Below are 11,522 nucleotides of genomic sequence, written 5' to 3'. Positions count from 1 at the left end.
CCGATGTTCCGCGCCACGCTCTGGCTGACGCTGGCGACCATCGCCGGGCTGGCGCTCGGCTTCGGCCGCGAGTGGCTGTTGGTCGATGCCTGGGGGGCGGGCGCGCGCACCGATGCGTTCCTGGTCGGCATGTTCCTGCCCGAGGCGATCCGCATGACGCTGGCCGCCGGGTTGTTGTCCTCGGCGGCGCTGCCGCTGTACCAGCAACTGGCCGGCGAACGGCGCGTGGGTTGGTTGTCCGCGCAGGTATCGAGCCTGGTGCTGCTGGGCCTTGCGCTGGCGGTGCTGTTGGCGAGCGCCGCACCGTTGTGGGTGCGGCTGATCGGCCCGGGCCTGTCCGCTTCAGCGCAGCACGATGCCTCGGCCAGCCTGACGATCCTGGCGGCCAGCGTGCCGTTGCTGCTGCTGCATGCCCTGGCGGCGGCCGTGGCCCAGGCGCAGGAGCGCTTCCTGGTCGCCGGCCTGGGCTCGTTCCTCTACAACCTGCCTGCGGTGGTGCTGTTGCTGCTGCAGCGTGGCAGCACCGACGAACACCGCCTGGCCTGGGCCTTCGTCCTCGGCGCGGTGCTGATGCTGGCCTCGATGCTGCCGTTGCTGTGGCGCAGCGGTTGGCGCCCCTGGCGTTGGCAGTGGCAGGCGCAGGACATCGCGCTGCTGTACCGCCGCCTGGCGCCATTGCTGGCCAGCGCCGGCGCCAGCCAGGGACTGGTGCTGCTGGAACGCATCTGCGCGTCCTTCCTCGGCGAAGGGGCGATCACGCTGGTCAACCTGGCCCGCAAGCTGGTCAACCTGCCGCTGGTCGCACTGATGAGCCTGAACCAGGTAGTGCTGGCCCGCATGACCCGGCTGGCCGATGACCCGCAAGCGCGCCGCGCGGCCCTGCAGGTCGGCATGCTGGCCACCGCCGCATTGACCGTGCCGGCGGCGGCCGGCCTGATCGGCGCCGCGCCCGCGCTGGTGCAACTGCTGTTGCCGGCGGGAATGGCGCAGGGGCCGCTGCCGATGCTGCTGGCGTGGTTCGCCTGCGTGATCGTGTTCGGCGCGTGGAACGCGCTGCTCGCGCGCTATGCCTATGCCGCCGGCGACACCCTGTTGCCGATGCGCTGCGAGCTGCTTGGCAGCGCGGTCAACGCTCTGGCATTGCTGCTGGTGCCCATGGTTACCGGCATGGCCGGCATCGCCTGGGCGGCGCTGGCCGGCATCCTCGTCACCGCCGTGCTGTTCCTGCATCGGTACCGCTTGCTGGGCCAGCAATGGGTCCTGCGCTTGCCTGCGGTGGCCAGCATCGCGTTGCTGGTATCGGCGCTGCTGCTGTACCCGTTGCCGGGACCATGGCTGCAACTGGGCGTAGCGTCAGCGCATGCGGCGCTGTGGCTGCTGGTGCTGGGCGCATGGAGCGTGCGACAGGCGCGCCGCGCGGCCTGAGCGGTGATGCGGCGGCGTGCCGCCGAGCCCATCACGGGTAATCAATGACCACGACGTAATCGCCCTGCAGGCGTGCCTGTTGCGCGCCGCGCAGGGGATAGCGTGCGGAGATGCCCCGCTGCTCCGTACCCGGATCATCGCCGGACAGTGCGGCAAGGCCTGCGACGGGGCCGCCCATGCGTGCGTTCCCCTCTTCGCCGCCACCTAGCGGTTTCACCGAGATCACGGCACCACCCGCCGAGGCCGGGCAATCGGACAGGCGCAGTTCCTGCGCCGTGGCGGACAGCTGCATCGTGCAGCTGGGGTCGGCGATGACCCCGTTGAAGCGCATCGTGCCGGTATTGGCCTGCACCGTTGCAGAAATGGAAACCAGCGCCACGCAGAGCAGGAGAGGTGTTTTCATGACGTGTCCTCCGCAGGGGAGTGACCAGTTGGCTCCTTCGCCAACTGTTCGGTAAGGGGCAACATCGCGATCTGCATGGCCCGTCACTGGCAAAGGGTGATGTGCATCAAACAGCTGTATTTCAGCTGTTTGAACGGATGCAGCGGTGTAAGAAAACAGACATCCGGCGCGGCGTTGCAGCATGCTGTCTGCCGGACACTGGCAACGCTTCCATGAAAGAGGGCAAGCGCGATGCCGTGTCAACAACGGACATTCGTGCCGTGGATTGGTGCCCGCAGGCGGGCGTGGCTAATCTCCCGCCGCCGTGATCGCACAGGAAGCGTTCGCGTGCAGGTGAGACGCAAGGCGAGGGCAAAGGCCCGCGAAATCCTTTGCTTCCTCCTCCCCCTTCCACTGTCTCCCGTCAGGGATGGAATCTCGAGAATGAACACGATCCGCTTGTTTGCAATCGCGGTGCTGGCCGCGGCGACGTCCGCTGCCAACGCCGCCGACGGCACCATCACCTTCAATGGCCTGGTCACCGACAAGACCTGCGACATCACCACGCCGCAGGGCAAGGACTTCGCCGTCACCCTGCCGACCGTGGCCAAGTCCTCGCTGCCCGCCGCCGGCTCCACCGCGGGCCGCACGCCCTTCACGATCAGCCTGAGCCAGTGCAGCGCCGGCGACGTGGCGACCTATTTCGAGCCGGGCGCGAGCGTGGACTTCGGTTCGGGGCGCCTGCTCAACCAGGCCGCGGCCAACGCGGCGGGCAATGTGCAGATCCAGCTGTTGGGGTCCAACAACCAGTTCCTGCCGGTGCTGGCCGCGGGCAGTGGCAGTGCGCAGGCCAACTCGCAGTGGGTGACCGTCGCCGCCGACGGTTCGGCCAACCTCAACTACTACGCCGAGTACTACGCCACCGCGGCAGCCAGTGCCGGCGAGGTCACCGGCAGCGTCAAGTACACGATCATCTACAACTGACGATCGCGTGCATCGATACCGGCCGGCCACGTGGCCGGCCGGTGGTTTCCCCTTCTTCCGGTCGTTGGGCAATGAACGTGATCCGTCGTCGGGCATCACTGCTGCTGGTGTCGTCCCTGCTGCTCTGTCCCGCCGCGCAGGCCGGCGTCGTGGTCAATGGCACGCGCGTGATCTACCCGGCGCAGGCGCGCGAGGTCACCGTGCAGGTGAACAACGTCGGCGACACACCGTCGCTGGTGCAGGCATGGATCGATGCGGGCGATGTCGACCAGACGCCGGAGGACAGTGATGCCCCGTTCGTGCTGACACCGCCGATCAGCCGGGTGGAGCCGGGCAGCAGCCAGGCCTTGCGGGTGATCTACTCCGGACGCGCGCTGCCCGCCGATCGCGAAACGGTGTTCTGGCTCAACGTGCTGGATGTCCCGCCCGTTCCTGAGGAGGCCGGCGGCGCCGGGCAGAACTACCTGCAGGTCGCGTTCCGTTCACGCCTGAAGCTGTTCTTCCGTCCGCAGGGGCTTAAGGGTCACGCCAACGATGCAGCGCAGGCGCTGCAGTGGACCCTGGGCGGTGACCGCCTGCGCGTGCACAACCCCACGCCGTACCACGTGACCCTGGCCGAGGCGCATGCACGGGCCGCTGGCCAGGACACCGTGATCCAGGCGCAGGGCAGGATGATCGCGCCGGACCAGCAGTTGGAGTTCATCGTGCCGGCGGCCACCGAGGAGGTGCGGTTCCGCACCATCAACGACTACGGCGGTCGCATCGAGCGAAGCGTTCGCCTGGATGTGGGTCGCTGAGGTGATGCATCGCCGTCCGCCCGCGCGTCCCGTGCAGGGGCGCAGACCGACGGCGTCTGGAGAGGTCCGCGTGAAGGGAAGCAGGGTGATCGCATCCATGCCTGGCGTAGCCCGCCATGCACCAACGCGCCGCGCGATCGGCGGCAGGGCCTGCCGATGGCTGGCCACGGCGGTGGCACTGTCCGCCGCGGCGCGGGCGTGGGCCGAGCCGGTCAACCTCGGCGAGCGCGCCTTGCTGGCGCAGAGCGCGGCCGGTGCCGTCCCGTTGGCACCGCCGGCCAACGCCCAGTTCAACTCGAACTTCCTGTCCGGGCAGGCGCGTCGCATCGACCTGTCCGCCTTCAGCAACGGCAACCCGATGGCTGCCGGCATCTATCGCGTGGACCTCTATGTGAACGGGGCGTGGCAGGGGCGGCGCGACGTGGAGTTCAGGGCCGATGCCAGCGGCCAGGTAGATGCCTGCTTCCGCCCCGCGCAGTTGGAAGAACTGGGCGTGGACAGCACGGTGCTCGGCGCGGGCACCGCCGCGGCCGTGCCGCTGGACGACGCCTGCATGCCGGTGCGCCAGCGCATCGCCGACGCATTCGGCCGCTTCAACAGCGCCGACCTGCGCTATGACCTGAGCATCCCGCAGGCCGTCCTGCGGCGCGAAGCGCGCGGCTACGTCAGTCCCGCGCAGTGGGATCGCGGCATCAATGCCGGTTTCATCGGCTACAGCTTCAACGGCGTGGACAGCGACAACCGGACCCCGGGTGGGCAACGCAGCCGCAGCGCCTACCTGGGACTCAACGCCGGGGTGAACCTGGCCGGATGGCAGTTCCGGCATGACGCCAACCTCACCTGGAACGAAGGTGACGGCCGCCATTGGCAGGGCATCGCGAGCTACGCCCAGCGCGGCATCGCCAGTGTGCGTGGCCTGCTGACGATCGGGCAGTCCTATACCAACGGCGAACTGTTCGATGCGATCGGCTACAGCGGCATCAGCCTGGTCAGCGACGACCGCATGCTGCCCGATTCACTGCGTGGCTACGCACCGGTGGTGCGTGGCATCGCCGAAACCAATGCACGGGTGGAGATCCGCCAGAACCAGCAGTTGATCCATTCGGCCACGGTGTCGCCGGGCAGTTTCGTCATCGATGACCTCTACCCCACCGGCTATGGTGGCGACCTCGAGGTGACCGTGCTTGAAGCCGACGGCCGGCGGCGCGTGTTCAAGGTGCCGTTTGGTTCGGTGCCGCAGATGTTGCGGGCGGGCATTTCGCGCTATGCGATCACCGCGGGCAAGGTGCGCAACGATCAGCTGGATGATGCCCCCTGGTTGCTGCAGGCCACCTACCAGCGCGGGATGGGCAACCGCCTGACGCTGTACGGCGGTGGCAACGCCAGCGAGGGCTACGCCTCGGTGCTGTACGGGCTGGGCCTTTCCACTGCGGTGGGCGCCTTCGCGGCCGATGTCACCCATGCGCGCACCGAGCAGGCGGGCCTGCGCCGGCGGCAGGGCGCCAGTGTCCGGCTGAGTTACAGCCATCTCATCGGCGACACCGGAACCAACCTGACCGTGGCGGCGTACCGTTATTCCACCCGTGGCTTCTACAGCCTGCTCGATGCGATGCAGGTGCGCGATGCGGTACGTCGCGGCGACGGGTTTGCGCTGGGCCGCCAGCGCAGCCAGGTCCAGCTGACGCTGAACCAGCCACTGGGACAGCGATGGGGCGCGTTGTACGTCACCGGCTCGCTGCGCGACTTCTATGACCGCGCAGGCACCGGCAAGCAGTTCCAGGTGGGCTACAACCATGCCTGGCGCGCACTCAACTATGGGTTCTCCGCGGTGCGCACCGAAGACGGCGTTGCCGGACGCCCGGACACCGAATACCTGCTGTCGGTGAGCGTGCCGCTGGGCCGTGGCACGCAGCCGCTGTCGCTGAATGTGGACGTGGGCGCGCGCGGCACGCAGGGGTATGACAACAGCCGCATCGGCATCACCGGCGCGACCGGCGAGGCGAACGCGCTCAGCTATGGGCTGGCCCTGTCCGATGCACGTGATGGTGACAGCACTTTGGTCGGCAATGCCGAGTATCGCAGCCGCTACACCGCGCTGAGCGGCTCGTACAGCTATTCCAGCGCGTTCCGCCAGGCAGCGTTCGGCGCCAATGGCAGCCTGGTCGTGCATCCGGGCGGGGCGACCTTCACGCCGGACCGCGGCGACACCATGGTGCTGGTGGAAGCACGCGATGCGCGCGATGCGCGCGTGGGCAATGCCCCCGGATTGCGCATCGATGGCGATGGATACGCGGTGGTGCCATATGTCTCGCCGTATCGACTCAATACGGTCACGCTGGATCCGCAGGGCATGTCGCTGGACGTGGAGCTGCAGGGCAGCAGCCAGACGGTGGCGCCGTATGCCGGTGCCATCAGCCATCTGCACTTCGCCACCCGCAAGGGGCGTGCGTTGTTGATGCGGGTACGCGACGGCCATGGCCAGGCCATGCCGTTCGGTGCGCAGGTGGTCGATGCGGCCGGGCAGCCGGTGGGCATGGTCAGCCAGGGCGGGCGCATCTACCTGCGTAGCGAACACGACGCCGGCCGGCTGCAGGTGCGCTGGGGCGCGAACGACGACCAGCACTGCGGCGTGGACTATCAGGTGCCGGCTGAAGCTTCGGCCGGGCAGGCAGGCGTTGTATCCATGGAGGCGATATGTCGATGATTCTTCCGGGTGCGGTTGGTCGTGGTATCTGCGGGGTGGCCGTGCTGCTGGCTGGCCTGCAGGCCGGGCCCGCGTTGGCCAGGTGCAGCATCACCAAATCCGGGTTCGTCGCGCAGGACGTGCAGATGGACATGGGGCAGGTGACCATCCTGCCCAGCACGCCGGTCGGGGGCGTGATCAAGACCTTGAACGCGACCATCAACCCGGTCAGCAGAGTGGCCAGCTGCAATTCGGGAGGTTATGCCGAAGGCAAGTATGTCAACGCCCAGCAGGCCATCACCACGGGTATCGCCAACACCTACAGGACACTGGTGGACGGGGTGGGAATCCGGGTGTATCGCGACTCCGGCAGCGTACAGGCGTACTACCCGCACACCTTGTCGTTCAACACCGGAAGTTCCACCTTGGACCTGGCCGGTGGCACCTTCCGGGTCGAACTGATCAAGACGGCGGCCCAGACAGGCTCTGGATCGATTGCCGCCGCAGGCCGGTTCACCACCTACTACTATGACGGCGATGGCGCGGCCAAGCCCGTGCTCACCTCCACCTTCAAAGGCACCGGCACCACCGTGGTCAGTCCCACCTGCGAGGTACTGGCCGGTAGCCGCAACCTCGTGGTGGACTTCGGCGCGGTGCCGGCCAGCACCTTCACCGGGGTGGGTTCGCGGGCGGTCAATCGTGATTTCGACATCCGGCTCAATTGCCAGGGCAGCAACCTGGCCGCTTACCAGAGCGCGATCGGCATCCGCCTGGACGCCACCCAGGACAGCTCCAACCGTGCCGGTGTGCTGCGCCTGACCCAGGGCGGCAACACCGCCACGCGGATCGGCATCGAGCTGGTGCAGCGTGACGGTGCGGCCGAACGCGCGCTGGCATTCGGCACCACGGTGCCGCTGGGAACGACCGTGGTCGGCAGCAGTGCCTTCAACCTGCCGCTGCGTGCGCGCTACATCCAGACCCAGGCGGGCGCGGTGGGGCCGGGCACGGCCAACGGGGCGGCCACCTTCACCATCACCTACGACTGAGCCCGGCCGGGCAGGGCGATGGCGGCCTGGCCGAGGCCCGTTCTAGAATGCCGCCTTGCCAACAAGGGGGCGGTGCATGGGGATGCACGTCGACGCAAGCTGTATCAATTGTGGCCGCGCGGTCGGCGGTGCCGACCAGAAGTTCTGCCCGGGCTGTGGCCAGCCCACGCCGGTGCATCGCATCGACTGGCATTTCCTCGGCCACGAGCTGGAGCACAGCGTGCTGCACATGGACCGCGGCATCCTGTACTCGCTCAAGCAGTTGATGCTGCAGCCGGGCAAACTGCTGCGCGACTACATCGAAGGCCGCCGCGGCAACCAGGTCAAACCGGTGCTGCTGATCACCATGACGGCGGCCGCGGTGCTGTTGTTGAACCGCCTGCTCAACGGCGCGGGCGTGATGGACAGTGCCGCCATGGATGCACTGGGGGTGGGGCCGGGGGTACCGCCTGAGCTGGCGAAGCTGGCAGCGTCGTTCCGCAGCGTGAACGCGTGGATCGAATCGCATTTCGCGGCGTTCACGCTGATGTTGCTGCCGCTGGAAGCCTTGATCTTCCGCGTGGTGTTCAGCCGTTTCGGCAAACTGAACTATCCCGAATGGCTGGTGATCACCACCCTGCTCACGGTGCAGACCTTCGTGGTCTGGTCGCTGCTGGTGCTGGTGCATCGCTGGCTGCCGCAGACGCAGGTCCTGGCGGTGCTGTTGGGCTCGGCTTACAGCGTCGTTTCGCTGGTGCAGTTCTTCGAGGGCCGGCCGATCTGGTCGACCCTGTGGCGTGCGCTGCTGGCGCTGGGCACTTTCTCGGTGCTCAGCACGATGGCCACGGTTGTTGCCGTGATCGTGGTGCTGCTGAGCCACTGAACGCGGGTGTCCGGCCGTGCTGGCCGAGTCACTCCAGCGCGTAGCGCAGCACGAACAGCCCTGCCACCAGCCACACCGCCGGGCGCACTTCGCGCCAGCGCCCGGTGCCGGCCTTCAACGCGGCATAGGCAATGAAGCCGAACGCCAGGCCGTTGGCGATGGAGTAGGTGAACGGCATCGCCAGCGCGCACAGCGCGGCCGGCACCGATTCGGTCAGGTCGTCCCACTTCACCTCGACCAGCTCGCGCAGCATCAGGCCGGCCACGAACAGCAGCGCCGGGGCGGTGGCGTAGGACGGCACCATCTCGGCCAGCGGCGAGAACAGCAGCGCGGCCAGGAACAGCGCGGCGACCACCAGCGCGGTCAGGCCGGTGCGACCGCCCACCTGCACGCCGGAGGCGCTTTCGGCAAAGGCGGTGGTGGAGCTGGTGCCCAGCAGCGAGCCGGCGACGATCGCGGTGCTGTCGGCCAGCAGTGCACGGCCGAAGCGTTTGTTGCCATCGTCCAGCTTGAGCAGGCCGGCACGGCCGACCACGCCGTACAGCGTGCCGGTGGCGTCGAACACTTCCACCAGCACGAACACCAGCACCACCTGCAGCAACACCGCCAGCGGCGCGCCGCCGTCGTGGTGGAGCAGGCCGGGGAGGTCCAGCTGCAGGAAGGTGGGCGCCAGGCTCGGCGGCAGCGACACGATGCCCTGGTACTGCACGCTGTCGATCGCCCAGGCCACGCCGGTCACGGCGAGGATGCCGATCAGGATCGCGCCCCGGACCTTGCGCGCTTCCAGCACCGCGATCAGCAGGAAGCCGCCCAGCGCCAGCAGGGGCGGGGCGGTGTTGAGCGGGCCCAGGGTGAGCATGGTGTCGCTGTTGGCGACGATCACCTCGGATTTCTGCAGCGCGATGATGGCCAGGAACAGGCCGATGCCGGCCACGATCGCCGAGCGCAGCGACGCCGGGATGCCGGCTACCAGCCAGGCGCGCACGCCGGTCAGGGTGAGCACCCAGAACACCACGCCGGAGATGAACACCGCCGCCAGCGCCTGCTGCCACGGCAGGCCGGCCGCGCCCACCACGGTGAAGGCGAAGAAGGCGTTCAGGCCCATGCCCGGGGCCATGCCGACCGGGAAATTGGCGGCCAGCGCCATCACCACCGAACCCGCGGCCGCGGCCAGGCAGGTCGCCACGAACACCGCGCCCGGGTCCATGCCGGTGGTGCCCAGGATCTCGGGGTTGACGAAGACGATGTAGGACATCGTCAGGAAGGTGGTCAGCCCGGCCAGCACCTCGGTGCGGACGCTGGTGCCGTGCTGTTGGAGTTTGAAAAAGCGGTCTAACAGGGACATGGGGAATTCCGACGTGCAGGAGATGCGGGCCGTCCCTTCTCCCGCACGCGGGAGAAGGTGCCCCGAGGGGGCGGATGAGGGGGAGCTTCACCCGATCCTCAGATCTTCAAGCCTTCTGACTGACGCAAGCGATGCTGGCTTCTCCGCGCAGAGCTTGCCCTCACCCCAACCCCTCTCCCGTACACGGGAGAGGGGCTCAAACGGCGGCCACGCACTCTGGTGGCACCGCTAAAAGCAGACGGCCGCACTGGGCGGCCGTCTGTCGGGTATTACTTCAGCGCCTTGAAGCGCAGGCGCTTGGGACCGGCATCGTCGCCCAGGCGACGCTTCTTGTCCTCTTCGTACTCGCGGTAGTTGCCCTGGAAGAACTCCACGTGCGAGTCGCCTTCGAAGGCGATGATGTGCGTGGCGATGCGGTCCAGGAACCAGCGGTCATGCGAGATGACGAACGTGTTGCCCGGGAACTCCAGCAGCGCGTCTTCCAGCGCACGCAGGGTTTCGATGTCCAGGTCGTTGGACGGTTCGTCGAGCAGCAGCACATTGCCACCCTGCAGCAGGGTCTTGGCCATGTGCAGGCGGCCACGCTCACCACCGGACAGCGAGCCGACCAGCTTCTGCTGGTCCTGGCCCTTGAAGTTGAAGCGGCCGATGTAGGCGCGCGACTGGATCTCCACACCGTTGATGTTGAGGATGTCCAGGCCGCCAGCGATTTCCTGGAACACGTTGTGGTTGCCCGTCAGCGCGTCGCGGCTCTGGTCCACGTACGACAGCTTGACGGTCGGACCGACCACGATCTCGCCGGAATCCGGCTTTTCCTGGCCGGTGATCATCTTGAACAGGGTCGACTTACCGGCACCGTTCGGGCCGATGATGCCGACGATGGCACCCGGCGGAATGATCATCGACAGGTTGTCGATCAGCAGGCGCTCACCGAACTTCTTGGAGACGTTCTTGAACTCCATCACCGAGTTGCCCAGGCGCTCGCCCGGCGGGATGAAGATTTCGTTGGTCTCGTTGCGCTTCTGGTAGTCAACGCTCTGCAGCTCTTCCAAGCGAGCCAAGCGGGCCTTGCCCTTGGTGCGGCCACCCTTGGCGTTCTGGCGCGACCACTCCAGTTCCTTCTGGATCGCCTTCTGGCGGGCCTTTTCCTGGTTGTCTTCCTGCTTCAGGCGCTCGTCCTTCTGCATCAGCCATTCGGTGTAGTTGCCCTTCCACGGAATGCCGCGGCCGCGGTCCAGTTCCAGGATCCACTCGGCGGCGTTGTCCAGGAAGTAGCGATCATGGGTGACGGCCACCACGGTGCCGGTGTAGCGCGCCAGGAACTGCTCCAGCCATTCCACCGACTCGGCGTCCAGGTGGTTGGTCGGTTCGTCGAGCAGCAGCATGTCCGGCTTCTGCAGCAGCAGGCGGCACAGCGCCACGCGGCGCTTCTCGCCGCCGGACAGGTTGCCGATCACCGCGTCCCACGGCGGCAGGCGCAGGGCGTCGGCGGCCACGTCCAGCTGGTTCTCCAGGGTGTGGGCATCGCCGGCGGCCAGGATGGCTTCCAGCCGCTCCTGTTCCTTTGCCAACGCATCGAAGTCGGCACCTTCCTCGGCGTAGGCGTCATAGATCTTGTCCAGCGCGGCCTGGGCCTGCAGCACTTCGCCCACGCCTTCCTCGACCGCTTCACGCACGGTCTGGGCCGGGTCCAGGCGCGGTTCCTGCTCCAGGTAGCCGACCTTGATGCCGGCCTGCGGGCGGGCCTCGCCCTCGAAATCGGTGTCCACGCCGGCCATGATCTTCAGGACGGTGGACTTGCCGGCGCCATTCAGGCCCAACAGGCCGATCTTGGCGCCCGGGAAGAACGACAGCGAGATGTCCTTGATGATCTGCCGCTTGGGCGGGACCACCTTGCTGACGCGGTTCATGGTGTAGATGTATTGCGAGGACATGAAGTCTCCGTAGCGCACGCCCGCGCCCGGTCCGGCATGGACAGGGCCCAGGGCAAAAGGGAAT

Annotated in this window: 10 protein-coding genes; 7 read left to right on the top strand and 3 right to left on the bottom strand. The window is 67.5% G+C overall.

Annotated elements, in window-relative coordinates; genetic code table 11:
• The first annotated feature begins 3 nt into the window (after positions 1–3).
• Positions 4–1,425: a lipid II flippase MurJ gene (locus IB227_RS06510; RefSeq protein ID WP_192286710.1), complete on the top strand. Its 1,422-nt coding sequence runs from the start codon at positions 4–6 to the stop codon at positions 1,423–1,425.
• A gap of 31 nt (positions 1,426–1,456) precedes the next feature.
• On the opposite strand, the gene IB227_RS06505 is transcribed toward IB227_RS06510, so the two are convergent.
• Positions 1,457–1,828, bottom strand: a complete 372-nt coding sequence (locus IB227_RS06505) for a type 1 fimbrial protein (RefSeq protein WP_192286709.1) — start codon at positions 1,826–1,828, stop codon at positions 1,457–1,459.
• Between the two features lie 20 nt (positions 1,829–1,848).
• Between IB227_RS06505 and IB227_RS06500 the strand changes: the two genes are divergently transcribed.
• From IB227_RS06500 to IB227_RS06475, 6 genes are all read left to right on the top strand, one after another.
• A complete protein-coding gene (locus tag IB227_RS06500) occupies positions 1,849–2,136 on the top strand; it encodes a hypothetical protein (RefSeq protein WP_192286708.1) in 288 nt (95 codons plus the stop codon).
• A gap of 115 nt (positions 2,137–2,251) precedes the next feature.
• Positions 2,252–2,791 carry a fimbrial protein gene (locus IB227_RS06495; protein ID WP_192286707.1) on the top strand — a complete coding sequence of 180 codons (540 nt, stop codon included), beginning with the start codon at positions 2,252–2,254 and terminating at the stop codon, positions 2,789–2,791.
• Positions 2,792–2,862: 71 nt separating this feature from the next.
• Positions 2,863–3,588, top strand: a complete 726-nt coding sequence (locus IB227_RS06490) for a molecular chaperone (RefSeq protein WP_192286706.1) — start codon at positions 2,863–2,865, stop codon at positions 3,586–3,588.
• A 97-nt stretch (positions 3,589–3,685) separates the two neighbouring features.
• Positions 3,686–6,292, top strand: coding sequence for a fimbria/pilus outer membrane usher protein (locus tag IB227_RS06485; RefSeq protein ID WP_192286705.1), 2,607 nt, complete (start codon positions 3,686–3,688; stop codon positions 6,290–6,292).
• Entirely contained in the window at positions 6,289–7,317 is a 1,029-nt protein-coding gene (locus tag IB227_RS06480; protein ID WP_192287291.1) for a fimbrial protein, read from the top strand. Before IB227_RS06485 ends, IB227_RS06480 begins: the two co-directional genes overlap by 4 nt.
• An 82-nt stretch (positions 7,318–7,399) precedes the next feature.
• Entirely contained in the window at positions 7,400–8,179 is a 780-nt protein-coding gene (locus IB227_RS06475; protein ID WP_192286704.1) for a DUF3667 domain-containing protein, read from the top strand.
• A gap of 28 nt (positions 8,180–8,207) precedes the next feature.
• On the opposite strand, the gene IB227_RS06470 is transcribed toward IB227_RS06475, so the two are convergent.
• The gene (locus tag IB227_RS06470) at positions 8,208–9,524 is read right to left on the bottom strand and encodes an NCS2 family permease (protein ID WP_192286703.1); all 1,317 of its coding nucleotides are present in this window, start codon (positions 9,522–9,524) and stop codon (positions 8,208–8,210) included.
• Between the two features lie 269 nt (positions 9,525–9,793).
• Positions 9,794–11,458 (bottom strand): energy-dependent translational throttle protein EttA, encoded by a 1,665-nt coding sequence (gene ettA / locus IB227_RS06465; RefSeq protein ID WP_192286702.1) that lies wholly within the window; start codon positions 11,456–11,458, stop codon positions 9,794–9,796.
• Between the last annotated feature and the right edge of the window lie 64 nt (positions 11,459–11,522).

It is taken from the genome of Stenotrophomonas sp. STM01, assembly GCF_014852135.1.
Classification (GTDB): domain Bacteria; phylum Pseudomonadota; class Gammaproteobacteria; order Xanthomonadales; family Xanthomonadaceae; genus Stenotrophomonas; species Stenotrophomonas capsici.
Note: the sequence above shows the minus strand (reverse complement) of the source record. Positions and strands in the feature narration are given on the sequence as shown.